The following is a 25,362-nucleotide window of genomic DNA, read 5'->3' on the forward strand; positions in this document are numbered from 1 at the left end:
GAGCGACTCCAAGTGCGTCAGCAGACCCGAGCGCGTCCACTGCCTGTCGAACTCGAGCGCGGTACCGATCGGCTGCATCCGACGCGACCGCCAACCGGCGCCGGTCAACTTCATTGAGACGAACGGGCCCGTCGTCAACCTTCCGTGAGACCGGTGAATCCTCGCTGAGACAGGACGGCGACCTGTCCTGTCTCAACGAAGTTAGTCGTCTGCATGCCACTGACCTGCGTGGACTGGATTGGGTGAGACGCGTGGACTTTGTTCGTTGAGACGGACTGCAAGTCTCGTGTCTGCCGGATCGCGTAGGCCCTTGTCCTTTGACAGCGAAGTTAGTCCGGCCGAAGCCGCTGACCTGCGCGGACTAACTTCGCTGTCAACGCGGTCGCGTGACGCTGCCTTCGGCCCGAACCGTCTGGCTTGCGGCAACTGGGTTGGATTGCAAGGAACGTCATGGGCTGGGTTCGTGTCAGCCCGGGCCTCTTTGAGCTGGCTGGTGCTCGCGGTCCAGGGGCTCGGGCTCAGGCGTCTTCGCGGTAGAGGTCGGTGAGCAGGGCGACGGCGGCGTGGGTGGCTGGGTGGCTGGGTGGGGGTCCTGGCGGCGCCAGATGGGGTGGACGGGGACGGGGGCGGTGTCGCGCAGGGGGCGATAGGTGATGCCGTCGCGGCGGTACTGGGTGACGGTGCCCTGTGGCTCCACCAGCCCACCGTCGGCGCCCTGCTGTGCGCGCTGGCCGCCGGTGTGATGTCCTCGGCGGTGCCGTTTCTCGCCGACCTGCTTGCGCTGCGCCGGGGCCCCGCGCGTTTCTTCGGGATCTTCATGAGCGTCAACCCGGTGTTCGCCGCTCTGATCGGCACGCTCGTCCTGGACCAGCACCTTGGTGCGGCATCGTGGCTGGCCATCACAGTGATTGTCACCGCCAACGCTGTCTCTATGGGTACCGCCGCTAGCCGCTCGAAGGCCGACCTCTTGCGGTTGACCCCGCCGGCCGCCCGCGCCCGTGTGTGCCTTCGCCCTCCGCCACGGCGACGTATGGGCCTCCTGGGAGCTGTACTCCGCGCGAAAAAAGGTACCCAGCACGACTGGGCTCACGGCGCCGGTACGGCACCGATCTGCTGCATCACCCCGAGGAGGTCGGGCTGCCCCCGTTCGCCGACGATCCGGCCGTCGGCCAGATAGTAGAAGTTCATGGCCTGCACCGAGATCTTGTTGCCGCTCGCCGGGATCCCGAAGAATTCACCGTCGTGGGTTCCCCGCATGGTGAACCGCGCGGCGACCGTGTCGCCTTCGGTGACCGTCTCCTCCAGTGTCCACTGGACGTCCGGGAAGGCGCTGCGCATCATCCCGAGGACTTCCATGTACCCATCGGGCCCCCGCAGTGGTTCCGGGTGGCTGGGTGCGTGGAACACCGCGTCCGGAGAAATGACCTCGCGAGCGAGACCCTCGTCGCCCGTGTTGATGAACTCGACGAAGCGGTTCATTACTGACTCGCTGGACTGCGCCGGCATCTTGCTGTGCCTTTCCAAAGACGATGGGTGGATACCTGAGAGCTTAACATCGAATCGATGTTTACATCGATTCGATGTCGGTGTGCGAGGATGGACCCATGCTCGAACTTGCGATACTCGGTTTCCTGGCCGAGGGACCCTTGCCCGGACACGAGCTGCGCCGCCGCGTCTCGCAGCTGACGGGCTACACGCGGCCGGTCAGCGACGGCAGCCTGTATCCGGCGATCAATCGCCTGACCAAGGCGGGCTTGATCGAGCGGCGCGCCGACCCGGCCGCGGGGGCGGCCCGGTACGTGCTCAGCCTGACCCCGGCTGGGCGGGCCGACATGCTGCAGCGCCTGCGCCAGCCCGCCGACCACGAGATCACCGACTTCACACGGTTCTACATCGTCCTGGCATTCCTCTCCCACCTGCCAGACGCAGCCGAACAGCACGCAGTGCTGCGCAGGCGGCTGGAGTTCCTGGAAGAACCGGCGAGCTTCTTCTACGACAACGACCGGCCCCTGCGTGCCGAAGAAATCGCCGACCCCTACCGGCGCGGCATGCTGCTCACCGCCCGCGCCACCAGCCGCGCCGAACGGACCTGGCTGCGAGAGACCCTCGGCGAGAAGCCGCCCGCCTTCGACTTCGACACCACGGTCACTGACAACGATCCGCATGCACCCGCCGCTCCCGCCAGCTGACCGCCCACGGAGGTATCTCCATGCTTGCTTCCTGGTACGACGACCAGGGACCCGCCGCCGATGTCCTGCACGTCGGCGAACTCCCTGATCCCATCCCCGCCCCGGGCGAAGTCCGCGTCCGCGTCACCGTCTCGGGCGTCAACCCCGGCGACACCAAGAAGCGGCGCGGCTGGCTCGGCTCGTCCATGCCCTACCCGCGAGTGATCCCGCACAGCGACGCCGCCGGAGCCATCGACGCCGTGGGCGCCGGAGTCGACGCCCGCCGCATCGGGCAACGAGTCTGGGTTCACGGGGCCCAGTCCTACCGCCCCTTCGGCACGGCCGCCCAGTACACCGTCGTACCTGACCACCAAGCCGTACCCCTGCCCGACCACCTCAGCGACGAGCTGGGCGCGAGCCTCGGCATCCCCGGCATCACCGCCCACCGCACCGTCTTCGCCGACGGCCCCGTCGACGGCCAACTGGTCTTGGTCCACGGAGTCCTCGGCGGCGTCGGCTCCCTGGCCGCCCAGCTCGCCCACTGGGCCGGCGCCACCGTGATCGCCACTGTCCGCCGCACCAAGGACCTCGACCACGTCGACCCGGCCGTCGCCCACGCCATCGCCCTGGACACCGATGATCCCGCCGCTGCCATCCGCGCGTACGCGCCGCGGGGCGTCGACCGGATCATCGAGGTCGCACTGTCCGACAACGCCGACCTCGACAACGCCGTCGCCGCCAACAACGCCGTCATCGCCGCCTACGCCACCCGAACGGACCGCACCGAAATCCCCTTCTGGCCCCTGCTGTTCAACAACGTCACCCTGCGACTGCTCGGCAGCGACGACTTCCCCGCCGAGGCCAAGCGCCAGGCCGCCCGCGACCTCACCTCCGCAGCCGCCGTCGGCGCCCTCACCGTCGCCGTCGGCGACCGCTACCCGCTGGACGACATCGCCAAGGCCCACGATCACGTCGACGCCGGCGGTGGCCATGGCCGCATCCTGGTCACCATCCCCCGATAGCGCAGACTCGGAACGCTGCTCCTTCAGCAGCAATCGCCCAACCACGCCAGAGTCGGCAGATCGTGGGCTTACGCGACCTTCGCGCCTGCCCTCCACACACGACACCTCGACGTACGGCACGACTCCGTTGGCCTCAGCCGATACCGACATACGGCACCCCCAGCCTGCTCACCCCTCACGACTAGATTCACTGTCAGAGAAGTTGAAACGGCTGGGTTCGATGTCAATCGACTCGATTGGATGACACAGGACAGCCCTGTCTCAAATGGTCTGGTCCGTCAGGACTACCAGAAGGTTTCAGAATCCGGGTAGTTCCATGTGTTGCGCGTCGCGGGAGTCTCCACGCGTGGAGCGTGCAAGCTCGGAGACGTGTCGTGCCTGCTCGGCGGACAGACGTCGCGCCTCCCACAGCAGGTCTGCTATGTCCATGGCCTCCGGAGTCGGGGGCGGTGGTACCTCACGCAGAATGACCCCCGTCAGCGCGGCCAGGTCGCGCGCATCGATGCCCAACAGGACAGAGATGTCCACCACCAAGCGTGGGGTCAGCTCCTTGCGATCAGAGCTGATCACACCGTAAGTGGCTGCCGACAGGTATGTGGGCGTCACGGACGCAAGCGTCTGCGCCATTCCCGACCAGTTCAGGTTGCGGTACTGGAGCATCCGGATCACCCGAGCGCCCGGGCCGCCAGCGAGGGGCACGATCGGTTTCGGGTCGAAGCTGGAACGCCGTTCCTCCTGCGGCATTGAGCGGATCACCTGCAGGAGCGCACGGCGTCCCGCTGCGGGGAGCCTCACAGCAGCCGTCGCTGCGTTCTTCACCCACATCGCAGCCGCTGCGTCCAACGGCGCCATGTCATCCGGGACCGCCAGCCCTGCGAGGATGAACAGATCGACGGCGTGAAATCCCAGTGCGGGAGCGAGCCGCCGGAGCAGTTCCTCGCCGCGGCTATCTCCTGCGAGTACTGCGCGGACCTCGTCTGTGTTCAGCTCAGCGTGGTCGGCCAATTCCTGCGCGCCGAGCTCTCTGTGGTCCAGCAACCACGCCAGCATCGTGCCGAACCCAGGGTGCTCCGTCATGTCCGCAGACTAGCCAGAAGCGCGAGTGGGATACAGCCCTGGCAGATGAGAGCACGGACTGCTGGGGGCTCTGTTGCCGGCACACCACGGCGCACACCAGGAGACTTCCTCGGGGCCACCCGTCAGGCCCTGCGAACCAACGTCATCCGGAACCACTGCCGCCTGCTGGCCGGGACAACTCCGAGTGACCTTATGGGCTCCGTCCGAGTTCACTGCGAACAGATAGCAGGCTCAACAGCGGTAGTAGGGAGGGAGAGGGCTCCACCGTGTCTCGGCGTCGGAATCGCCAGGCTGTCGCGGTGGACGGATGGTTTCGAGTGGGAAGAAGGCGTCGTAAATCCTCCGGCTGCGATGGAAGGCAGCGAACTTGTGGAGTGAGAAGCGTTGCTCAACCCACTGGATCAGCGGGTCTTCGCGGTCCTTGGGGATGTAGCCGAGGAGGATTCCGCGGTCGGTGATCTGCTGGACGAGCCAGGTGATGTCGCCGGTGACGACGGTGCGGTGTTCCCACTCCTGGCCAGCGAGGAGTCCAGTGAGGGCCACGACCTGGGGGTGAACGACCATCGTCCGTGTCAGGTCGTGGGAAGGGGCCTTCCCAGTCCCGTCGGCGAGGAGGCGGCGCGCGGTGTCGAACACGCCGAACGGGTCGGCGATGCTCTCCAGCCAGGTGAAGTAGATCTTGCGGGCTTCGGGATAGGCGCTGCGGACCCAGCGGCGGCCATGTCGGACTATGAGGTTCCGGTGGTGCCTTTGGGCCCGGAGCGTGTCGGGCATTCTGCTGACGTCGACCTGCTCGTCGGTGTTGGTGATGCCGTCGCCGATCCAGAGGCGGTGGCGAAGATCAAGCTGTGCGGTGGATGGTCGTGCAGGATCAGGGTCTCCTCCATCGTCGCGATGAGGCCCATCCACTCCTCTCCGTAGGGGAACGGGCTGGTGGGGACGAGAGTGAAGCGACCCGCAATCTGAGCGCCTCGCGTGCCGACCAGCAGGTCGCTGGTCTCCAAGCCGATCCCTGCATATACAAAGGTGGCGGGGATGCGCTCGGAGAAGTACTTCAAGGTGTCAGAGACCTCGGCGCCTGCCTGGGTCCTCTGAGAGATGTTGTGAATCTCGTCGACGAGCACGAGACTCGTGCGGGTGTCGGTGCACACACCCACTCGATGATGTCGGTCATGTTCGACCGGGGACGGACCGGAAGCCCCAGGAATCGGGCGAACTCCGCCGCGATCATGCGAGCGGTCGCAGCTGGCAGAACGGTGATGTAGAGAACGGGGATGCGGTCGGCGATCTTCGGGTGACGGGCCCGGTCAAGAAGTTCGTGCGCGCGGCCGAGCTGGGCGATGGCGCTGGTCTTGCCGGTGCCGGGAAGCCCCGAGACCATCAGCCCGCGGCGGGCACTGATCGCGTGCCGATTCAGCAGGACCAGGCGACGGCCGCAGATCCGCGTCTTCTCGACGAACGACGTTGACACAGTGAGCATCCGGGCGTGGTGGTCGAGGCGGTCCTCGTCGCAAAGGTCCCGCTCGATCGGTGACAGTTGCTCCAACTGTCCCGGAGACAGCCGAATCGGGGGCGGGGGCGGCCCGTCCGTGAACTTCCGCCAGCCAGCCAGAGTGGTCAGCTGTCGGTTCGCCTCGGCGTCGGCCTCCTGCACCGTCGTGGGCCCGGCCGCTGGGCAGGAGGGGGTCACATGCGCCTCCAGGGGTTGGCGAGCGGGTCAAACAGACCCAGCGGGATGATCTCGGCGAGCTCGGTGTCCGAGTCGCCGTTGCATTCGGACTCGATGGTCGGCGGATCGGGGACTGGACGGTCTGTCGAGGTGGCCCGAGTCCGAGCGGCGACGCGGCGGTCGCGGCGTGAACGCTTGGCCGGCCTGCCCTTCTCCGCAGCAGGACCGTCATGGGCCCGCCGCAGCAGAGCCGCAGCCGCATCCGCGATCTGCTCCTCGGTGCCGCCGGGGACCTGGGCGCGAGCGTGGTCCCAGGCCAGCTCACCGAAGGGGACGCCGACGCGGTGGAGATGCTTCCAGAACACGGTGATCCAGCGATCGGCGCGCGTGTCGCGTACCCAGATCCGGGACACGTCGTAGGGGTCGTGGTGGACCTCCCACAGGCCCTTCTTCGTCGTTACTCCCGAGCGCTTGCGACGCAGCGGGTTCAACTCCGGGCTGTCGTAGGTGCGGTGTTTGATGCGGATGCCGTAGGCATTGATCGCCTGCCAGCGCTCGGGCAACAGTTCGACGTAGTCCTCGCCGCCGAGCGGCACTGGGACGTATCCGCAGGATTCAAGCAACGTCGCGTACTTCTCGTTCGGTGTGAACGCCCGCGTCGGAGCGTCAGGGTCGCGCAGAGAGTCGTGGGGCCTGGTCTGCCAGACGGCGATGATCCACTCGTCGAGAAGGTTCTGGAGTTCGGGCAGCGACCACAGTGGCCCGTCTTCCAGGCCGCGGCCGCGGCGGTCCGTCGTCGAGCCGGTGTATCCCGCGACGAACTGGGCGAAGAGCGTGGCCACCGAGCCAAGGGTCTTCTCGATCGTGCCCTTGTCGGTCGGCGTCGCCTTGTGTGCCGGCTGCAGGTTGATGCCCAGGTAACGGCACGACGCTCGGAAGGCGTGCGAAATGAAGACACTGCCGTGGTCGCAGACGATCGTCTCCGGAACGATCACCGGGCGGGCTGCCGCATGCTCAAGGCGCTCGTCGATACTCAGCAGCCGCCGGTGCGGCAACACCGACCGGGACATCCGCAGGGCCTCCACCCAGCCTGGACGCATCACCTCAGGGGTAATACTGCGAGCCAGCAGCGCCGAGGCATCCGCGGCCTTCGTGGAGGGCCGCAGCACCGCTGCGGTGATCGACCTGGTGGCAATGTCGACCATGGCCGTCAGCTCGACCTTCTCGGCGACGCCGTCATCCAGCCGCACCAGCACGTCCATCGGCGTGGAGTCGATCTGCATCAGCTCGCCGGGCGCGCTGGCCGGCACTTCGCCGAATGGCCCGGACGGCCGTGCACCGATGGAGCGGCGGGTGCGAGCCGACCCGGTGGCGTGGGTGCCGGTGGCGAGTCTGTCGAACAGCCGGTAGAGCGAGGCCCGAGACGGCAGCTCAACCTCGGCGGTCTCCGCCTGATCTGAGAGGATCTGCTTGGTCCGCCAGATGGTGAAGCCGATGGTCCTCGACGACGCATTGGCGGTCTCGGCGATCGCCTGTCGCATCGCTTCCACCACGGCCGGCTCGACCTGACCGAAGGCATGCATCTGCTTGGCCGACCGGCCGTCCGCCAGCCCGACCAGCCCATCCCGCTGGTAGCGCTGGCGCCGCTGCTTGATGCCGCTGGCTGATACCTGGCGGCCAGCTGCCGTGAGTTCGGTCGCCTTGGCCCGCTCACGCTGGGCCAACGAGCACCGTTTCGGATCGAACTCCGGCCGAGGCTTGATCCCTTCCGGAGTATCCGGCGGTAGGCCGTGCAGAACCTCCAGGATGTGCCTCTCCCACCAGCGGGCCTGCTCAGCGGCGGCCTCGGGGAACTCCGCGATCCGGGAGGTCGGCGGCACCCGCCTCTTCCCGGTCACCGGTCATCTCCGCTGGCCAACTGCACGATTGTGCGCGGCCCCAGCAACTCGACCCTGATGCCCTCGGCAGTCAGCTCCTGGAGCCAGAGGAGGTGGAACAGCACAGGCAGCGTCGACAGCCGGTCTCCCGCCGCATCCGCCCCGGACATGAGCGGTCCCGGGGTGGTGAAGACCTCCCGGAGTTGGGCCGCGGCCGCACTGCGCAGACAGCGCGGGTGCCGGTAGCGGGACAACCACCGGACATTTGCGAGCAGGGCCGGATCCGGAGCTCCGAGTCTCTCGAACCCCCACCCGGCCTGGGCACAGACGAGGCGCGTCACCTCGAATGCTTCGGCGTCCTTCGGCGCGATCCGCTCCTCCGCACGAACGTCGACGACCACTGCCGAGCCGTCCGCGCGGCGGACGAAATAGTCCGGGGCGTGCCGACGCTCCCGCTTGCCGTCATGCCAGTGCAGCCAGAACGGCTGCGAGCCGATGCCCACCACGCTTGGGTCGAAGTCCATCAGCAGCAGCCGGTCCCGCTCCAGCCACGACTCGAAGCCGACGTGTCGTCCGGTCGTCGCCGCCCAGTACCAGCCTGGGAAGTGACGTCCACCGCGCGACCAGCCAAACGTACGCACCGGAGCGACATCCTCGAACCGGCCCGTCACGCAGTCCCGCAGCGGACGCCGACAGCGTCCACGCGCTGCGTCCATGTACGACAACTCGAAACACGGCCCCGCCTGATCCACCCCAACCGGTACAGCCACTCAGCACCCCCAGCGCACTCATGTCGCGCGCCTAGGTTCGCTGAGACGGAAGTCCAAACGACTCGGTTCGTTGGGAAAACGCCTCGATTGAGTGAGACAGGACACCGGCCTGGTCGGAGGCGTGTTCGTTATGAGTTTCCGATATATCGTTGACGCATCGCGATGGGTCGGCGATAGTTGACGTATCGCAAGAGCGATAGCGAGAAACCGGAAGACGAAAGGAGCGCAGTCATGCGTTCACACGGACAGCACGAACACGAGCACGGACGGGGCCACGGCCACTGCGGGCCCGATCGTCGGGAGGAGTTCCAGGGACGGCGCGGAGCCTTCGGCCCGTTCGGACCGCCCTTCGGCGGCGGCCCCTTCGGCGGGCGCGGCGGACGTGGCGGACCGCGCGGCCGGGCCCGGCGGGGAGATGTGCGCGTCTCGATCCTGGCGCTGCTCAAGGACCGGCCGATGCACGGCTACGAGATGATCCAGGAGATCGGCGAGCGCAGCGGCGGGGCCTGGAAGCCCAGCCCGGGCTCGGTCTACCCGACCCTCCAGCTGCTCGAGGACGAGGGGCTCATCGCCAGCGAGAGCGAGGGCGGCAAGAAGCTGTTCACGCTCACCGACGCCGGCCGCACCGAGGCCGAGTCGGCCCCGGAGGCCCCCTGGGCCGAGGCCGGGCGCGGGTTCGACTTCGAGGCGATGCACGAGGTCCGGACGGCCGGAATCGGCCTGTTCGAGGCCTTCGGTCAGGTCTTCAAGACCGGCTCGGCCGAGCAGCGCGAGAAGGCCCTCGCGGTCATCAACGACGCCCGCAAGAAGCTCTACCTGATCCTGGCCGACGAGCACTGAGCCGGCCGGCCGGCAAAACGGCGCGCCCCGCGAGTCCTCTCGCGGGGCGCGCCGTCGTACCTGTGTACCGGCCGGGGGAGACGGGGTCAGGCGACCAGGCCGGCGAGCTTGCGGAGCGACTCGTTCAGGGCGGCGGTGGCCGAGTCCTTGAGCTTGCCCGCCATCAGGGAGACGGCGGCCCCGTTGAACTCCCCGTCGATGCGGACCGTGGTGGCCCCGCCGTCCGGGATCAGGGTGTACCGGGTGAGGATGGCCACGCCCATCGGGCCCTTGCCCGTGATGGCGAAGACGCGCTCGGTCTCCAGCTCCGAGACCGTCCATGCGACCTCGGCCGGGAAGCCCATCATCTTCATGTTCTCCTCGAAGGTGGCGCCGACCGCGAGGGTCTCGGGGCCGCCCTTCGGGAAATTCGTGTGGGTCATGCTCCACTGGCCGTACGCCGCCCAGTCCGTCAGCTGGGCCCAGAGCTTCGCGGCGGGCGCCTCGATGCGTGATTCCGCGGTGACTTCGGCCATGCGACCACCCCTTCTCGTCGGGTACGTGCGGCGGAACGTAGCCCCGGCGGGCGGAACATTCAATACTGACGACCTGTCAGAAATGACCGGCCCGGTCACGGTGGGTCTCGGATGCGTCTCAACAGGTGTCACACCTGTGACGGTGCTGACCGGCCCTGCCATGATGGCCGGATGCAAGCGTCAGGGAGAAACGCCGGACTGGGCCTCGCGCTCGTCTCGGCGTTCGCGTTCGGTGGTTCGGGTGTGGCGGCGAAGCCGCTGATCGAGGCGGGTCTGGACCCGCTGCACATGGTCTGGCTCAGGGTGGCCGGTGCGGCGCTGGTGCTGTCCCCGCTGGCCTGGCGGCACCGCGGCCTCCTGCTGCGCAAACCCCTGCTGCTCGCGGGCTTCGGCCTCGTCGGCGTCGCGGGCGTGCAGGCCTTCTACTTCGCCTCCCTGTCCCGGATCCCGGTCGGCGTAGCCCTGCTCCTGGAGTACCTCGGCCCGGCGCTGCTGCTCGGGTGGATCCGCTTCGTGCAGCGCAAGCCGGTGACCCGGGCCGCCGCGGCCGGCGCCGCCGTGGCCGTCGTGGGGCTGGCCTGTGTCGTCGAGATCTGGTCCGGGCTGAACCTGGACCTGCTCGGGGTGCTGCTCGGCCTCGCCGCCGCCTGCTGCCAGGCCTTCTACTTCGTGTTCGCGGACCACGGTGCCGACGGCGCCGGGGACGACGTGCCCGACCCCCTCGGGGTGATCGCGTACGGCATGCTCGTCGGCGCGCTGGTGATGACGGTGATCGCCCGGCCGTGGGAGATCGACTGGCAGCTGCTGGGCGGGCAGGCCCCGATGGGGGACCAGACGGTGCCCGCGTGGATGCTGCTCGGCTGGGTGGTGCTGATCGCGACGGTCTTCGCGTACCTGACCGGCGTGGTCTCGGTGCGCAAGCTCTCGCCGCAGGTGGCCGGCGTCGTGGCCTGCCTGGAGGCGGTCGTGGCCACCGTCCTCGCCTGGATCCTGCTGGGCGAGCACCTCTCGACCCCGCAGATCGTCGGCGGTGCGCTGGTGCTCGGCGGGGCCTTCATCGCACAGTCCTCGAGGCCCACTCCGCCGGGAGCGGCGGATCCGGAATCGCCTGTTCTGGACCGCGAGACGACGACGGCCTAAGGTGGCGATCATGCATTCGACCGTGCTTCCGCCTCCCGCCGCGTAGCCGCGGGCAGCTGCCCCTTGTGACGAAGACCCGGCCCGGGGAGTTCCCGGGCGGGTCCGCGCTGCCCGCGAAGCGATGACCTTCCTCTTTCATCCTTCACGCATGCGCGGAGCACACTCGTGTCGAATCCTTCGCCCGCTTCTCCCCCGGCTACCGCTGGGGGCACCCCCGGGCGCAGTCTGCTGTACCTCGTCGTCGCCGGAGCTGCCTGGGGCACCGCCGGGGCGGCCGCCTCCCTCCTCTTCCTGGCCAGTGACCTCGGCCCGCTCGCCCTGTCGTTCTGGCGGTGCGCCGGCGGGCTGGTGGTGCTGCTGGGGGTGCTCGCCGTACGCCGGCCCCGGGGCCCGCGGCGGGCAGCGCGGCCCTCGGTGGCCTCGCTGATCGGGACGGGGCTGATGTTCACCCTGTTCCAGGCCGCGTACTTCGCCGCCGTACGCGAGACCGGCCTCGCGGTCGGGACGGTGGTGACCCTGGGCGCCGGACCGGTGCTGATCGCGCTCGGGGCGCGGCACTGGATGGGCGAGCGGCTCGGCCGGGGCGGGGTGGCCGCCGTCGTCGGGGCGCTCGCCGGGCTCGCCGTGCTGGTCCTGGGCGGCGGGGGCGGCGAGGTGCGGCCGGCCGGCGTGGGCTGGGCCCTGCTGTCGGCCGCCGGGTATGCCGCGATGACCCTGCGGGCCCGCTCGCTGGGGCGGCGCGGGGCGGGCGGCGACCCGCTGGTCACCACCGCCTGGTCGGTCGCGGTGGGCACGGCGTGCCTGCTGCCGCTCGCCGCGGCGGAGGGGCTGGTGCCGCACACCGCCGAACTCGGGCGGGTGCTCTGGCTGCTGGTGTACGTGGCCACCGTGCCGACGGCCCTGGCGTACGCGCTGTACTTCACCGGGGCCGCTGCGGTGCGGGCCGCGACGGTGTCCGTGATCATGCTGATCGAGCCGGTCAGCGCAGCGGTGATCGCCGTGCTGGTGCTCGGTGAGCGGCTGACCGGCGCCGTGGTGCTGGGCACCGTACTGCTGCTGACCGCGGTGGGTGCGCTGATCGCGGCCGAGGCGCGCAGGCCGGCGGGCGGGCCGGCGGTCCGGCCCGCCCGTGGGACCCGTGGGACCCGCGAGCCAGAGGAGCCCCGCGAGGCTCAGAGCGCGGCGAGGTAGTCCGGGGTGGCGATCCCGGGGGCCAGGTCGTCGGCCGGGATCGGGGTCCCGTGCACCGGCGCGACCGGGACCACGCCCGACCAGTAGGGCAGGTCCATGTCCTCGGGCTCGTCGTTGGGGCCGCCGGTGCGGAGCTTCGCCGACACCTCGTTCAGGTCCAGGCGGATCACCGCGGTGGCGGCGAGCTCCTTTGCGTTGGCGGGCCGGGAGTCGGCCGAGCGGCCCGGCACCACGTGGTCGACGAGGGCGTCCAGGGCCATCCGGCGCTCGTCCTCGTCGGTCACCTGGTACGCGGTGCCGTGCACGATCACAGAGCGGTAGTTGATCGAGTGGTGGAAGGCCGACCGGGCCAGCACCAGGCCGTCCACGTGCGTCACGGTCAGGCAGACGGGCAGGCCCGGGTCGGCCTGGCCGGCGGCGAGCAGCGGGCGCGAACCGGTCGAGCCGTGGACGTACAGGGTCTCGCCGACCCGGCCGTAGAGCGTCGGCAGGACCACCGGCGCGCCGTCGCGGACGAAGCCGAGGTGGCAGACGTAGGCCTGGTCGAGTATCGAGTGGACCGTCTCGCGGTCGTAGCGCGCCCGCTCGCGGGAGCGGCTCGGGACGGTGCGGTCGGTGGGCTCGTAGCCGCCGGTCGTCCCGTTCGTCTCGGGCATCTCTTGCGTGTCGGTCGTGGCGGTCATGATACGCGCTCCGTTGTACTAGTGCATACTGGACTTTGTGCTAGGAGATTATCGCATTGCAGGGCGGCGCGCATCGGATATCGCGGCCAGTGTCGAAGCGGGCGTCGGATCGGGCGCGCTCGCGCCGGGGACGCTGCTGCCGCCGATGCGGGAGCTCGCGGGGGTGCTCGGGGTCAACCCGAACACCGTGGCCGCCGCGTACCGGACGCTGCGCGAGCGCGGGGTCATCGAGACCGACGGGCGGCGCGGCAGCCGGGTACGGGGGCGGCCGGCGAGTGCGCCGCGCGACGAACTGCGGATGGCGGTGCCGCCCGGGGCGCGGGACGTGGCCTCGGGGAATCCGGACGTACGGCTGCTGCCCTCGTTGGACGGGGCCCTGGCCGAGGCCGCGCGCCGGTACGCACAGGCGCCGACGCTGTACGGGGACGACCCGGTGGTACCCGAGCTGCAGCGGCTGGCTCGGGCCGACCTCGACGCGGACGGGGTGCCCGCCGGGCCGGTGGGGGTGACCTCGGGCGCGCTGGACGGGATCGAGCGGGTCCTGGCCGCGCACCTGCGGCCGGGGGACGCGGTGGCCGTCGAGGACCCGGGGTGGGGGAGCGTGCTGGACCTGGCGGCGGCGCTGGGTCTGCGCGTGGTGCCGGTGGCGGTGGACGACGACGGGCCGGTCGTCCCGGCAGTGGAACGGGTGCTCGCGGAGGGCGCGCGGGCGCTGCTGGTGACGGCGCGGGCGCAGAACCCGACCGGGGCGGCGGTCGGCGCGGACCGGGCGGCGGAGCTGCGCGGCGTGCTGGCGCGGTACCCGGAGGTGCTGGTGGTCGACGACGACCACGGGCACGCCATCGTGGACCTGCCGCTGCACTCGCTGGGCGGGGTGACCCGGCACTGGGCGCTGGTGCGGTCCACGGCGAAGGCGTACGGGCCCGACCTGCGGCTGGCGGTGCTGACCGGCGACGCCGTGACCCTGGACCGGGTACGCGGGCGGCAGCGGCTCGGCCCGGGGTGGGTGAGCCGGCTGCTCCAGTACGCGGTGGTCGAGCTGTGGACCTCGGGCGCGGTGGACCGGGCGGCGGTCGCGCGCTCCTACGGGGAGCGGCGGGACGGGCTGGTCGCGGCCCTGCGGGAGCGGGGCGTACGGGCCCACGGGCGCAGCGGGATGAACGTGTGGGTGCCCGTCGCCGACGAGACGGGGGCGGTGACGCGGCTGCTGGCCGCGGGCTGGGCGGTGGCCCCGGGCAGCCGGTTCCGGGTGGAGTCGGGGCCGGGCGTACGGATCACGGTGTCGGGCGTGCAGATCGGCGAAGTGCCCGGGCTCGCGGCCGCGGTGGCCGCATCGGTCCGGCCTGCGACGGGCGGCCGCTTCGACTGACGGCCCCCGGCCGGCCGGCCGGCAAGGGCCGTTCCGGGCCGCCGTCTTGCACGCAGAACCCGAAGGCTCGCCGTGTTGCCTGCGAAAACGCACCACATCGTCCGACCGCACCCGAATTGGTACTGATGGACATTTCTTCCGCCGCCTCGCAAGGCCGCACGGTCACGCCCGGCACGCTGATCACGGCACTGCTCGTTCCCGTCGTGGCCGTGCTCGGCGTGCTCTCCTCGTTGCACGTCGATGACATCGACATGGCCTGGGTGCACCGGCAGCAGGCGGCCTGCCGGCACATGCCCTTCCCGAAGGTGGAGTACGTCTTCGCGTGGGCGGGACCGATCCTCGGCCTGTCGGCCATGGCCGTCTGCCTGCTGCTCGCCCGGTGGATCCGGCGGCGCAGTGGAGTCCGGATCTGGGACACCTGGCCGGGGCTCCTGGCCTTCGTCGTCGCCCTGCTCAACGTTGTGGCGATCCTGCTGGAGCTGTTCATGCTGTGGACCACCGACACGCCCGACGGTTCGGGGTCGATCCTCGGCGACTGCGGGTAGGCGCCGAGGAACGGGGCAACACACCTAGCGGCGCCGCGTCTGGGTCAGCGCTGCTCCGGCCAGGACGATCGCCGCGCCCACCGGGGTGTTCCAGTGGAGCTGTTCGCCGAGGAGCAGGACGCCCGCTGTGGTGGCGATGACCGGGATGAAGTACGTGACCATCTGGGCCGTGGTCGGGCCGACCTCCGCCACCAGGCCGTACTGCATCTGCAGGGCCATCCCCGTGCCCAGGGCGCCCAGCGCGATCACCGACAGGGTCGGCCAGAGCGGGAACGAGGCGGGGGCCGAGGTGAACGCGGCGCTGACCACCAGCAGTTGGATCGTGGAGAGCATCAGCTGGGCGCCGGTCAGCGCCACCGGCGAGCCCGGGACCGAGGCCAGCGTGCGCCGGACGTAGATCCAGCCGATCGGGTAGCAGAGCGAGGCGAGCAGGGCGAGCGCGGTGCCCTTGGCGTCGATGCCCGAGAAGCCCTGCCAGGCGCCGAGGACCGTCAGGACGCCGAGGAAGCCCAGGCCCAGGCCGGCGAAGCGGCGGCGCGTCGGGCGGTCCTCCGACAGGGCCACCATCGACAGCGCCATGCCCCACAGCGGCGAGGTGGCGTTGCAGATCCCGGCCAGGCTCGACGGGATGCTCAGCTCGGAGTACGAGAAGAGCGAGAACGGTGCGGTGTTCAGCAGGAGCGCCGCCACGGCCAGGTGCGCCCAGGTGCGGCGGCCACGGGGGAGCGGCTCGCGGCGGACCACGAGCACGGCCAGCAGCGCGAGTGCCCCGAACAGCACCCGGCCGAGCGCGACCTGGAACGGCGCGTACGCCTCCGTGCCCACCTTGATCAGCAGGAAGCTGAAGCCCCAGACCACCGAGAGGACCGCGAAGCGGAGCCGCCAGTCCACCCGCCTGGCCCGGGTGGGGGCGACCGGCGGGGAGAGAGTGGGGCGAGGGGTGGCGGGTGCGCTCATGCGGAGTACTCTGCTCCGCTCAACTGCGTAGGACAAGCGAGACTTCTTCGCGGTGACGGCGTAGCATCGCTTACATGTTGAACCTGGAGCGCCTGCGTACCCTCGACGCCCTCGCCCGCCACGGCTCGGTCAGCGGCGCGGCCGACGGGCTCCACGTCACCACCTCCGCCGTCTCTCAGCAGATGGCCAAGCTGGAGCGGGAGGTCGGCCAGCCGCTGTTGGCCAAGAACGGCCGCGGGGTGCGGCTCACGGACGCGGGCCGGCTGCTCGCCGATCACGCGGCCCGGATCATCTCCCAGGTGGAGCTCGCCCAGGCCGATGTGGAGGCCCAGCGGGGCTGCGCCGTCGGCGAGCTGCGGATCGGCGCCTTCCCGACCGCCATGCGCGGGCTGCTGCCCCAGGCGCTGACCGCTCTGCGTGCCGGGCACCCCGAACTGCGGCCCCTGGTGCGGGAGCAGGAGCCCGAGGACAGCATGGCGGCCGTCGTACGCGGCGACCTCGACCTGGCGCTGGCCATCGACTGGCACAACAAGCGGATGCCGGTGCCCGCCGAGCTCACCCGGGCGCACCTGCTCGACGACTCCTGCGACATCGCCGTGCCGGCCGGGCACCGGCTGGCCGACCGCGACCGGATCTCCCTCTCCGAGTTCGCCGACGACGACTGGATCTCCTGGAACGAGGGCCAGTTCTGCCACGAGTGGCTCGTGTACACCCTGCGGGGCACCGGCATCGAGCCGCGCATCGCGCACATCGCCGAGGAGCACCACACCCAGCTGGCGTTCGTGGAGGCCGGCCTCGGGGTGTGCGTGGCGCCCCGGCTCGGGCGCGGCCCGGTGCCGCCCGGGGTCCGGCTGCTGCCCGTGAGCGACGCCGTCCGCCGCCACGTGTACGTCGTCTGGCGGGCGGACGCCGACCGGCGGCCCTCGATCCGGGCCGCCGTCGAGGCCCTGCGGCAGGCCGGCGCCGCGGTGATCTAGGGCATCAGGGCGGCGCCACTGTGCTCTAGGGCATCAGGGCGCCAAGGGGCATCAGAGCTTGCGGAAGTCCCAGGAGACGATCGACTCCGGGGTGAGGCGGATCCACGCGTGGCGGCCGTCGTGCGGCATCTCCTCGATGCCGAAGTTCTTGGCCGGAAACAGCCGTTCCGCCTCGGCCAGCTCCGGGCAGGGCTCGCCCGTACGCGGGGCCTCGCCCACGAAGACGGCGCTGCCGGAGAGTTCGACCCCGTGCAGTTCGTCGTACGTCTCGCCCGCGTCCACGACCACGGAGATCCGCGGGTCCTTGCGCAGGTCGGACCAGCGGCGGCTGCGCGTGATCGAGTACAGCCACAGGGAGCTGCCGTCCCACGCGAACCACAGGGCGCCCACGTGCGGGCGGCCGTCCGGGGAGACGGTCGCCACCCGGCAGGTGCGCTGCTCGCGCAGGAAGGCGTCCACTTCCGCGTCGGTCATCATGATGCGGCGGCCCCGCCGCTGTGATCCGTCCATCCGTCCCACACCCCTTCACATCTGACTGAGTGTCAGGAATCATGCGGGATCGATGGTCGTCACGCCAGGGGGAGCCATGCCGGAACTCGATCCCGCCACCACCGCGCTGCTCACCGTCGAGTGCCAGAACGGCGTCGTCGGCGAAGAGAGCGCCCTGCCCGAGCTGGCGAAGGAGGCCCGGGACTCCGGGATGCTGGGGCGGGTGGCCGCGCTGGTCGACGCCGCGCACGGGGCCGGCGTACAGGTGCTGCACGCGATCGCCGAGCGGCGGCCGGACGGGCTGGCGGCCAACGCCAATGCGCGGCTGTTCCGGGCCGCCGGGAAGCTGCCCGTCCGGCAGCTGTCGGGGAGCCGGGCGGTGGAGGTGGCGGCCCCCATCGAGGTGGCCGAGAACGACCTGGTGGTCCGCCGGCTGCACGGGCTCTCGCCGATCGCCGGCACCGACGTGGACGCCCTCCTGCGCAACCTCGGCATCCGCACCCTCGTCGTCGCGGGGGTCTCCTCGAACATTGCGATCCCGAACACCGTCTTCGACGCCGTCAACCTCGGCTACCGGGTGGTGGTGCCGTCCGACGCCATCGCGGGGGTGCCCGCCGCGTACACCGCCGAGGTGATCCGCAACTGCCTGGCGCTCGTCGCGACCGTCACCACGGCCGAAGCCCTTCTGGCGCAGTGGGCTCCCGCGCACTGACCCCCGTAACCTGGGCGGATGCTGTCCGAAGTGATCGCGACCCGTTACGTCACGCCTCTGCGTGAGGGCGGCTCGCTCCCGGGGATCGTCGAGGCCGACGACCTCGGTACCTACGTCATGAAATTCACCGGAGCCGGCCAGGGCCGCAAGACCCTGGTCGCCGAAGTCGTCTGCGGGCGCCTGGCGCAGCGGCTGGGCCTGCGCGTCCCGCGGCTGGTGCAGATGCAGCTCGACCCCGTGATCGGGCTCGGCGAACCCGACCAGGAGGTCCAGGAGCTGCTGAAGGCCAGCGGCGGACTCAACCTCGGGATGGACTACCTGCCCGGGTCGATCGGCTTCGACCCGCTCGCGTACCAGGTGGACCCCGCCGAGGCGGGGCGCGTGGTCTGGTTCGACGCGCTGATCAACAACGTCGACCGGTCCTGGCGCAACCCGAACATGCTGGTCTGGCACGGGGACCTGTGGCTCATCGACCACGGCGCCACCATGATCTGGCACCACAACTGGCCCACCGCCGAGAGCGCCGCGGCCAAGCCGTACAACGCCTCCGACCACGTCCTGGCCCCCGTCGGCCCGGACATCGCGGCAGCCGCCGCCGCGCTCGTGCCCCTGGTGACCCGGGACCTGCTCGAGGAGGTCGTCGCCGACGTGCCCGACGAGTGGCTGGTCGACGAGCCGGGCTTCGACTCCACCGACGCGGTGCGCCGCGCCTACGTGGAGGTGCTGCTGCCGCGCGCGGCCACGATCCACGAGAGGATCTCGATGGAGGCCGAGGTGAAGGCCCCCTCCAAGCCGCCCGGGTGGCTGACCGACCATCTGACCGAATGGCCCCACAAGACCAAGAAGAAGAGCGACAGCGAGTGACCAAGCGGGACGTGTTCGAGTACGCGCTGGTGCGCGTGGTGCCCCGGATGGAGCGCGGCGAGTGCTTCAACGCCGGCGTGATCGTCTACTGCCGGGCGCGCTCGTACGTGGCCGCGCGCACCCACCTGGACGAGGCCAAGCTCCTCGTCCTGGACCCGGAGGCCGACGTGGCCGGCGTACGCGCCGCGCTGCACGGGGTCGAGGGCGTGTGCACCGGCGGCGAGTGGGCCGGCCAGGCGGCGGGCGACGACGCGGGCCGCCGGTTCCGCTGGCTGATCGCCCCGCGCAGCACGGTGGTGCAGCCCGGGCCGGTGCACACCGGTCTGACGGCCGACCCGGAGGCCGAGGTGGAACGGCTTCTGGATCTGTTGGTGCGCTGATCCGCAAGGCGGCCGTACGGCGATCCGTACGGCGGTCTTCGTGACGTGAGGAGCCCTGGGGCCGGGTGCCGTTGACACCGGGTGCCAGGGCTCCTAGCGTCTCCTCAACTGAAGCTACTAAGCGGTTGCTCACCAACGATGAGCCGCCGCTGAGGATTCCGAGCGCGAGGAGATCCACCATGTCCACCACCGAGCAGCGCGTCGCGATCGTGACCGGGGCGGCCCGGGGCATCGGCGCGGCCACCGCCGTGCGTCTGGCCGCCGAAGGCCGGGCGGTCGCCGTGCTCGATCTCGACGAGGCGGCCTGCAAGGACACCGTCGAGGCGATCACCGCGGCCGGCGGCAAGGCCCTGGCGGTCGGCTGCGACGTCTCCGACGCGGCCCAGGTGGAGGCGGCCGTCGCGCGCGTCGCGAGCGCCCTGGGCGCCCCGACCATCCTGGTCAACAACGCGGGTGTGCTGCGCGACAACCTGCTCTTCAAGATGAGCGAGAACGACTGGGACACCGTCATGAACGTCCACCTGCGCGGTGCGTTCCTGATGTCGAAGGCCTGTCAGAAGCACATGGTGGAGGCCAAGTTCGGCCGCATCGTCAACCTCTCCAGCAGCTCCGCGCTGGGCAACCGGGGTCAGGTCAACTACTCGGCGGCCAAGGCCGGCCTGCAGGGCTTCACCAAGACCCTGGCCATCGAGCTCGGCAAGTTCGGCGTCACCGCCAACGCCGTCGCCCCCGGTTTCATCGTCACGGAGATGACCGCCCAGACGGCCGCGCGCATGGGCGTGGGCTTCGAGGACTTCCAGGCCGGCGCGGCCTCGCAGATCCCGGTCCAGCGCGTCGGCCGCCCGGACGACATCGCCAACGCGATCGCCTTCTTCACGAGCGAGGCCGCCGGCTTCGTCTCCGGCCAGGTCATGTACGTGGCCGGCGGCCCGCTCAACTGACGAGAGGCAGGGCGCAGGCTCATGACGAACAGCAGCACGAACGCAGCGGACAGCGGCAAGGTCGCACTGATCACCGGTGCGAGCCGGGGCATCGGCTACGGCATCGCCGAGGCACTCGTCGCCCGAGGCGACCGGGTGTGCATCACCGGGCGCAACGAGGACGCCCTCAAGGAGGCCGTCGAGGCGCTCGGTGCGGACCGGGTGATCGGGGTCGCCGGCAAGGCGCACGACGAGGCCCACCAGGCCGTCGCGGTCGAGCGGACGATGGAGGCCTTCGGGCGGGTCGACTTCCTGATCAACAACGCGGGCACCAACCCGGTCTTCGGTCCGATCGCGGACCTGGACCTCGGCGTCGCGCGCAAGGTCTTCGAGACCAATGTGATCTCGGCGCTCGGCTTCGCCCAGCGGACCTGGCACGCCTGGCAGAAGGACAACGGCGGTGCGATCGTGAACATCGCCTCCATCGCCGGCGTCTCCGCCTCGCCCTTCATCGGCGCGTACGGGATGAGCAAGGCCGCCATGGTCAACCTCACCCTCCAGCTCGCCCACGAGATGGCGCCCGGGGTCCGCGTGAACGCGATCGCCCCCGCGGTGGTCAAGACGAAGTTCGCCCAGGCGCTGTACGAGGGCCGGGAGCAGGAGGCCGCGGCGGCGTACCCGCTCGGCCGGCTCGGGCTCCCCGAGGACATCGGCGGGGCTGCGGCTTTTCTTACATCTGCACAAGCGGAATGGATCACGGGCCAAACTCTGGTCGTCGACGGAGGAATGTTCCTCAATGCCGGAGTCCACTGATCGATAATCGGACGCATTTGCCTCCCCGGGGGAGGCAAATGCGTACCTAATATGCACGAAATCGGTCAAGTGTCACATGAAACCTGCCCATTGGATTTGTGAGGCACTGCGGTAGGGTCTGCCGCACCCCTGGCTGATCGAGGAGCGTGCACGTGTTCATCCGGACCAGATGCCTGCAGATCACTGCGGCCCTTGCGTCCATATCCCTGCTCGCCGGATGCGGTCTGCTTTCGGACGACAGCAGTGACGCCGCGAAGAGAATCGTCGTCGGCACGACGAGCTCCCCGAGCACCCTCGATCCCGCCGCCGCCTGGGACGGCTCCTGGGAGCTGTACCGGAACGTCTACCAGACCCTGCTGGCGTTCCCCACGGGCTCCACCAAGCCCCAGCCCGACGCCGCCCAGAACTGCGAGTTCACCGACGCGGCGAACGAGTCGTACCGGTGCACCCTGAAGAAGGGCCTGAAGTTCTCCGACGGCGAGGCGCTCGACGCCAAGGCCGTCAAGCACTCGCTCGACCGGATCCGGACGATCAACTCCCAGACCGGTCCGCAGGGCCTGTTCGGCAGCCTGGACAAGATCGAGACCCCGGACGCGCTGACGGTCGTCTTCCACCTGAAGACCCCGGACGCCACCTTCCCCTTCGTCCTCGGCTCGCCTGCCGCCTCGCTGGTCGCCCCCAAGGACTACCCGGCCGACAAGGTGCGGGACGACGGCAAGGTCACCGGCTCCGGCCCGTTCGTGCTCGACTCGTACAAGGAAGGCAGCGAGGCGGTCCTCAACAAGAACGGGACCTACAACGGCTTCGCGAACCGGCGTAACGACGGCGTGACCATCCGCTACTTCGCGGACTCCACCAAGATGGTCGCCGCGCTCAAGGGCAAGGAGATCGACGCCACCTACCGCGGTCTGTCGGCCCCGGAGATCAAGGACCTGCAGACCCCCGCATCACACGGGCTGGGCGTCCAGGTCGTCGAGAACGTCGGCGCCGAGATCCGCTACCTGGTCTTCAACCCCAAGGACCCGCAGGTCGCCAAGCCGGCGGTGCGCCAGGCCATCGCCCAGGTCATCGACCGCGGCGCGATCGTCTCCAAGGTCTACCAGGGCACCGCCGAGCCGCTGTACTCGATGGTCCCCAAGGGGGTCGTGGGCCACAAGACGCCCTTCTACGACAAGTACGGCCAAGGGGACGTCAAGAAGGCCCAGAAGATCCTCAAGGACGCCGGGATCACCCAGCCGGTGGAGCTGACCTTCTGGTACACCACCGACCGCTACGGTGCCTCCACGGCCGACGAGTTCACCGAGCTCAAGCGCCAGCTGGACGAGAGCAACCTCTTCAAGGTCACACTGCGGGGCCAGCCCTGGAAGGTGTTCCAGGTCGGCTACAAGAACGGCGAGTACCCGGTCTTCGGCCGCGGCTGGTTCCCCGACTTCCCGGACCCGGACAACTTCATCGCGCCGTTCGTCGGCAAGGAGAACGCGGTCGGCACCCCGTACGAGCCCGCCGAGATCCTCACCGACCTGCTGCCCAAGTCCCGCCGCGAGAGCGACCGCGCGGCCGGCGTCCGCGAGTTCGAGCAGGCCCAGCAGATCTTCGCCGAGGACGTCCGGCTGCTGCCGCTGTGGCAGGGCAAGCTGTACGTCGCCGCCCGTGAGGACATCGCCGGCGCCGAGCGGGCGCTCGACCCGCAGACCGTCTTCCAGATGTGGGAGCTGTACCGCAAGACCAGCTGGTAGCCCCTGCCGCGGGCGCCCTCGGGCGCCCGCGGATGAGGCGTTGTCAGTGGCCCCCGGTAGGTTCTGAGCTGTTGCACCACGCAGTTGCTCGAACTTGTACCGGAGGTTGTAGACGTGACCCAGATGCTGCCCGAGTCCTGGCTCCCCGTCCTCGGCGACGAGCTGGACCAGCCCTACTTCAAAGAGCTCACCGAGTTCGTCGAGAAGGAGCGGGCGAACGGGCCGGTCTACCCGCCCCGGGAGCAGGTCTTCGCGGCCCTGGAGGCCACTCCCTTCGACAAGGTGAAGGTCCTCGTCCTCGGCCAGGACCCCTACCACGGCGCCGGCCAGGGCCACGGCCTGTGCTTCTCCGTGCAGCCCGGGGTCAAGACCCCGCCCTCGCTGCGCAACATCTACAAGGAGATGCACGCGGAGCTGGGCACGCCCGTCCCGGACAACGGGTACCTGATGCCGTGGGCCGAGCAGGGCGTCCTGCTGCTCAACGCGGTGCTCACCGTCCGCGAGGCCGAGCCCAACTCCCACAAGGGCAAGGGCTGGGAGAAGTTCACCGACGCGGTGATCCGCGCGGTGGCCGACCGCCCCGACCCGGCCGTCTTCGTGCTGTGGGGCGCCTACGCCCAGAAGAAGCTCCCGCTCATCGACGAGGAGCGGCACGCGGTCGTCAAGGGCGCCCACCCCTCCCCGCTGTCGGCCAAGAAGTTCTTCGGCTCCCGGCCCTTCACGCAGATCAACGAGGCCGTCGCCGCGCAGGGCCATGAGCCGATCGACTGGCGGATCCCGGACCTGGGCTGACGCCCCACCGCGCCTCGGCGCCATTGCCGGTGCCTGCCGTTAGCGTCGTGACGAACCAGGCCGGAGCAGGTCTGGCAGAGCAAGACGGAGGCCGCCGTGACGGAGCAGCAGGAGGCGTCGGAGGACGCCGTCATGACCAGGATCGGCCAGGCCGTGATCCTGCTGCACGCCGGTGACCGCGAGGAGGCCCGTAACCGGCTCGGCGAGATCTGGAACGAGATCGGCGAGGACGGCGACTGCCTCCACCGGTGCACGCTCGCGCACTACATGGCCGACGCCCAGGACGACCCCGCCGACGAACTGGCCTGGGACCTGCGGGCCCTGACCGCCGCTGACGGGCTGGGGCGGGGGCTGCGGGACGGGCTGTCCGCGCACCACGAGCCGCATCCCGCCGTGCGCGTGTTCTACCCGTCGCTGCACCTCAGCCTGGCCGCCGACTACGTCAAGCTCCGGCGGCCGGAGGCGGCGCGGGTGCACCTGGCCCGGGCCCGGGCCGCCACCGGGGCCCTGGCCGACGACGCGTACGGGAACGGCGTACGGGCCGCCATCGCCCGGCTGGAACGGCGCCTGGCCGCGGAACCGGGCAGGGGCCCCCGGCCGTTCCCGGAGCAGCACCCGTAGCGAGCCGTAGGGCCGGCCGCTCAGCCGCCGTGGACGCCCGCGCAGATGCGGGCCTCCGGGCTGTCCGGGTGCCAGCGGCCGTGCCGGCGGCCCAGCGCGCACACGTCGGCGGGCTGGACCGGCAGCTCCTTCACCAGCTCGCGCGGCACGTGCGCGTCCGGCCCCGACGGCTCCGTACGGCCCTCTTTGCCCGCTGAGCGGCGTGCGGCGGGCCGGTGCGGCTCCGGGATGTCCGGCACCGGCGGGACGGCCTGTGAGGGCGCCTCGGGCCCCTCGTGCCCCGCGCCCGCCGTGCCTGCCGGAACCGCCGCGCTGCGGGGCGCGGCCTGCCGACTCGCGGCGGAGGCCGCCGGCTGCGCGGACTGCCCCGGTACGGTCTTCAGCGCCTCCAGGGCGGGTGCCTGGACCGCCACCGGCGCAGCCCCCGGTCCGCCGCGCGGCTCGTACTGCGGCGGCGCCCCCGTGGTGCCGGGGGCGCCCGCCGGCTGCATCGGGGCGGGGGTCACAGTCACGCAGCCGGAGACGGCCGAGACGGCACAGGCGACTCCGAGCAGCAGCTTTGTCGTGGTTCGCGTTGGATGCACTCGCGCAACTCTGCTGTGCGAGGACCCCGTTGCGAAAACCCGGAGCCGATATTGACCCCGCACGGGTGACGGACTTCCGCCGGACACCGGCCGGCAGCCGCTCGGACCCGGGGGCCTCAGTCGCCCGTGGCGCCGTCGATCTGCTCGCGCAGCAGGTCCGCGTGCCCGTTGTGGCGCGCGTACTCCTCGATCATGTGGGTGTAGACCCAGCGCAGGCTGAACGCCTCGCCGCGGTGGTGGCTCGCGGGATCCGACAGCAGGTCCAGCGAACGGCCCGCCGCGGCCTGCCGCGCCAGCTCGACCTCGGTCTGCCAGGTCTGCTCGGCCTCGGACCAGGTGTCGTTCGGGCCGAAGTGGAAGTCCCCGTCCGGGTCCTCGCGCGTGCAGTACAGCTCCGGGAGGTCCTCGCCCAGCATGATCTCCCGGAACCAGTACCGCTCCACCTCCGCCATGTGCCGTACGAGGCCCAGCAGGCTCAGTTCGGAGGGAGCGAGCGCGGCACGGCGCAGCTGCTCGTCCCCGAGCCCCTCGCACTTCCAGGCGAGGGTGGAGCGGTGGTAGTCGAGCCAGCCGTCCAGCATCTCCCGCTCGTTCGCGGTGGTGGAGGGCTCGGTTCGGTGGGATCCGGTGGTGGTGGTCATGGTCGACATC

General features: G+C 70.4%; 28 protein-coding genes and 2 pseudogenes. 17 read left to right on the forward strand and 13 right to left on the reverse strand.

Annotated elements, in window-relative coordinates; translation table 11 throughout:
- Positions 1-518: 518 nt before the first annotated feature.
- Positions 519-697 (reverse strand): annotated as a pseudogene (locus tag OHT74_RS31675) (LysR family transcriptional regulator); the annotation flags it as partial.
- On the opposite strand from OHT74_RS31675, the gene OHT74_RS42180 reads away from it, so the two are divergent.
- Positions 611-1,177, forward strand: a complete 567-nt coding sequence (locus OHT74_RS42180) for an EamA family transporter (RefSeq protein ID WP_443047602.1) — start codon at positions 611-613, stop codon at positions 1,175-1,177. The pseudogene OHT74_RS31675 and the gene OHT74_RS42180 overlap by 87 nt on opposite strands.
- On the opposite strand, the gene OHT74_RS31685 is transcribed toward OHT74_RS42180, so the two are convergent.
- On the reverse strand, positions 1,087-1,479 hold the full coding sequence (locus tag OHT74_RS31685; protein WP_256333550.1) for an ester cyclase: 393 nt from the start codon (positions 1,477-1,479) through the stop codon (positions 1,087-1,089). The two genes, OHT74_RS42180 and OHT74_RS31685, sit on opposite strands and share 91 nt — an antisense overlap.
- Positions 1,480-1,604: 125 nt before the next feature.
- Here OHT74_RS31685 and OHT74_RS31690 point away from each other — a divergent pair, with 125 nt between their 5' ends.
- Positions 1,605-2,189, forward strand: a complete 585-nt coding sequence (locus OHT74_RS31690) for a PadR family transcriptional regulator (protein ID WP_328622041.1) — start codon at positions 1,605-1,607, stop codon at positions 2,187-2,189.
- 20 nt (positions 2,190-2,209) lie between these two features.
- Entirely contained in the window at positions 2,210-3,190 is a 981-nt protein-coding gene (locus OHT74_RS31695) for an NADPH:quinone reductase (RefSeq protein WP_328622042.1), read from the forward strand.
- A 297-nt stretch (positions 3,191-3,487) separates the two neighbouring features.
- Here the strand turns inward: OHT74_RS31695 and OHT74_RS31700 are convergent, their stop codons facing one another.
- The 5 genes and pseudogenes from OHT74_RS31700 to OHT74_RS31720 form a co-directional block, all read right to left on the reverse strand.
- Entirely contained in the window at positions 3,488-4,267 is a 780-nt protein-coding gene (locus tag OHT74_RS31700) for a hypothetical protein (protein ID WP_328622043.1), read from the reverse strand.
- Between the two features lie 231 nt (positions 4,268-4,498).
- On the reverse strand, positions 4,499-5,176 hold the full coding sequence (locus tag OHT74_RS31705) for a hypothetical protein (protein WP_328623502.1): 678 nt from the start codon (positions 5,174-5,176) through the stop codon (positions 4,499-4,501).
- Positions 5,110-5,921, reverse strand: a pseudogene (locus OHT74_RS31710) (ATP-binding protein); the annotation flags it as partial. The pseudogene OHT74_RS31710 and the gene OHT74_RS31705, both read right to left, overlap by 67 nt.
- Positions 5,922-5,953: 32 nt before the next feature.
- On the reverse strand, positions 5,954-7,477 hold the full coding sequence (locus OHT74_RS31715) for a Mu transposase C-terminal domain-containing protein (RefSeq protein ID WP_443047741.1): 1,524 nt from the start codon (positions 7,475-7,477) through the stop codon (positions 5,954-5,956).
- A gap of 353 nt (positions 7,478-7,830) precedes the next feature.
- Complete coding sequence (locus OHT74_RS31720) at positions 7,831-8,583, reverse strand: TnsA-like heteromeric transposase endonuclease subunit (protein ID WP_328622045.1); 753 nt, start codon at positions 8,581-8,583, stop codon at positions 7,831-7,833.
- Between the two features lie 231 nt (positions 8,584-8,814).
- Here OHT74_RS31720 and OHT74_RS31725 point away from each other — a divergent pair, with 231 nt between their 5' ends.
- Positions 8,815-9,423, forward strand: coding sequence for a PadR family transcriptional regulator (locus OHT74_RS31725; protein WP_266669139.1), 609 nt, complete (start codon positions 8,815-8,817; stop codon positions 9,421-9,423).
- Between the two features lie 86 nt (positions 9,424-9,509).
- Here OHT74_RS31725 and OHT74_RS31730 read toward each other — a convergent pair whose 3' ends face one another.
- A complete protein-coding gene (locus OHT74_RS31730) occupies positions 9,510-9,938 on the reverse strand; it encodes a type II toxin-antitoxin system Rv0910 family toxin (protein WP_266669141.1) in 429 nt (142 codons plus the stop codon).
- A 171-nt stretch (positions 9,939-10,109) separates the two neighbouring features.
- Between OHT74_RS31730 and OHT74_RS31735 the strand changes: the two genes are divergently transcribed.
- Positions 10,110-11,078, forward strand: a complete 969-nt coding sequence (locus OHT74_RS31735) for an EamA family transporter (protein ID WP_328622046.1) — start codon at positions 10,110-10,112, stop codon at positions 11,076-11,078.
- A 165-nt stretch (positions 11,079-11,243) separates the two neighbouring features.
- A complete protein-coding gene (locus OHT74_RS31740) occupies positions 11,244-12,269 on the forward strand; it encodes a DMT family transporter (protein WP_328622047.1) in 1,026 nt (341 codons plus the stop codon).
- Here the strand turns inward: OHT74_RS31740 and OHT74_RS31745 are convergent.
- On the reverse strand, positions 12,251-12,952 hold the full coding sequence (locus OHT74_RS31745; RefSeq protein ID WP_443047603.1) for a pyridoxamine 5'-phosphate oxidase family protein: 702 nt from the start codon (positions 12,950-12,952) through the stop codon (positions 12,251-12,253). The two genes, OHT74_RS31740 and OHT74_RS31745, sit on opposite strands and share 19 nt — an antisense overlap.
- A gap of 37 nt (positions 12,953-12,989) precedes the next feature.
- Here OHT74_RS31745 and OHT74_RS31750 point away from each other — a divergent pair, with 37 nt between their 5' ends.
- Entirely contained in the window at positions 12,990-14,321 is a 1,332-nt protein-coding gene (locus OHT74_RS31750) for an aminotransferase class I/II-fold pyridoxal phosphate-dependent enzyme (protein ID WP_266669147.1), read from the forward strand.
- Positions 14,322-14,446: 125 nt separating this feature from the next.
- Entirely contained in the window at positions 14,447-14,866 is a 420-nt protein-coding gene (locus OHT74_RS31755) for a hypothetical protein (protein ID WP_328622048.1), read from the forward strand.
- Between the two features lie 24 nt (positions 14,867-14,890).
- On the opposite strand, the gene OHT74_RS31760 is transcribed toward OHT74_RS31755, so the two are convergent.
- The gene (locus OHT74_RS31760) at positions 14,891-15,823 is read right to left on the reverse strand and encodes a DMT family transporter (protein WP_328622049.1); all 933 of its coding nucleotides are present in this window, start codon (positions 15,821-15,823) and stop codon (positions 14,891-14,893) included.
- Positions 15,824-15,897: 74 nt separating this feature from the next.
- Here OHT74_RS31760 and OHT74_RS31765 point away from each other — a divergent pair, with 74 nt between their 5' ends.
- Positions 15,898-16,800 (forward strand): LysR family transcriptional regulator, encoded by a 903-nt coding sequence (locus OHT74_RS31765; protein ID WP_267000716.1) that lies wholly within the window; start codon positions 15,898-15,900, stop codon positions 16,798-16,800.
- Positions 16,801-16,851: 51 nt separating this feature from the next.
- On the opposite strand, the gene OHT74_RS31770 is transcribed toward OHT74_RS31765, so the two are convergent.
- A complete protein-coding gene (locus tag OHT74_RS31770; RefSeq protein WP_328622050.1) occupies positions 16,852-17,310 on the reverse strand; it encodes a pyridoxamine 5'-phosphate oxidase family protein in 459 nt (152 codons plus the stop codon).
- A 76-nt stretch (positions 17,311-17,386) separates the two neighbouring features.
- Here OHT74_RS31770 and OHT74_RS31775 point away from each other — a divergent pair, with 76 nt between their 5' ends.
- The 8 genes from OHT74_RS31775 to OHT74_RS31810 all read left to right on the forward strand — a co-directional run bounded on the left by OHT74_RS31775 (position 17,387) and on the right by OHT74_RS31810 (position 24,127).
- The gene (locus tag OHT74_RS31775; RefSeq protein ID WP_328622051.1) at positions 17,387-18,001 is read left to right on the forward strand and encodes a cysteine hydrolase; all 615 of its coding nucleotides are present in this window, start codon (positions 17,387-17,389) and stop codon (positions 17,999-18,001) included.
- A gap of 18 nt (positions 18,002-18,019) precedes the next feature.
- Entirely contained in the window at positions 18,020-18,865 is an 846-nt protein-coding gene (locus OHT74_RS31780) for a HipA family kinase (protein ID WP_328622052.1), read from the forward strand.
- On the forward strand, positions 18,862-19,245 hold the full coding sequence (locus OHT74_RS31785) for a DUF3037 domain-containing protein (RefSeq protein ID WP_266669160.1): 384 nt from the start codon (positions 18,862-18,864) through the stop codon (positions 19,243-19,245). Before OHT74_RS31780 ends, OHT74_RS31785 begins: the two co-directional genes overlap by 4 nt.
- Before the next feature lie 179 nt (positions 19,246-19,424).
- Positions 19,425-20,186, forward strand: a complete 762-nt coding sequence (fabG, locus tag OHT74_RS31790) for a 3-oxoacyl-ACP reductase FabG (protein ID WP_328622053.1) — start codon at positions 19,425-19,427, stop codon at positions 20,184-20,186.
- A 21-nt stretch (positions 20,187-20,207) separates the two neighbouring features.
- Complete coding sequence (locus OHT74_RS31795) at positions 20,208-20,978, forward strand: SDR family oxidoreductase (protein ID WP_267000725.1); 771 nt, start codon at positions 20,208-20,210, stop codon at positions 20,976-20,978.
- A 152-nt stretch (positions 20,979-21,130) separates the two neighbouring features.
- Positions 21,131-22,714: an ABC transporter substrate-binding protein gene (locus OHT74_RS31800; protein ID WP_266669166.1), complete on the forward strand. Its 1,584-nt coding sequence runs from the start codon at positions 21,131-21,133 to the stop codon at positions 22,712-22,714.
- 123 nt (positions 22,715-22,837) lie between these two features.
- Entirely contained in the window at positions 22,838-23,506 is a 669-nt protein-coding gene (locus OHT74_RS31805) for a uracil-DNA glycosylase (protein ID WP_266673223.1), read from the forward strand.
- Between the two features lie 96 nt (positions 23,507-23,602).
- Complete coding sequence (locus OHT74_RS31810) at positions 23,603-24,127, forward strand: hypothetical protein (RefSeq protein ID WP_328622054.1); 525 nt, start codon at positions 23,603-23,605, stop codon at positions 24,125-24,127.
- Between the two features lie 20 nt (positions 24,128-24,147).
- On the opposite strand, the gene OHT74_RS31815 is transcribed toward OHT74_RS31810, so the two are convergent.
- Positions 24,148-24,639: a hypothetical protein gene (locus tag OHT74_RS31815; RefSeq protein WP_328622055.1), complete on the reverse strand. Its 492-nt coding sequence runs from the start codon at positions 24,637-24,639 to the stop codon at positions 24,148-24,150.
- A gap of 188 nt (positions 24,640-24,827) precedes the next feature.
- The gene (locus tag OHT74_RS31820) at positions 24,828-25,352 is read right to left on the reverse strand and encodes a DinB family protein (protein WP_328622056.1); all 525 of its coding nucleotides are present in this window, start codon (positions 25,350-25,352) and stop codon (positions 24,828-24,830) included.
- Positions 25,353-25,362: the final 10 nt, after the last annotated feature.

The organism is Streptomyces sp. NBC_00354, assembly GCF_036106915.1.
GTDB lineage: Bacteria > Actinomycetota > Actinomycetes > Streptomycetales > Streptomycetaceae > Streptomyces.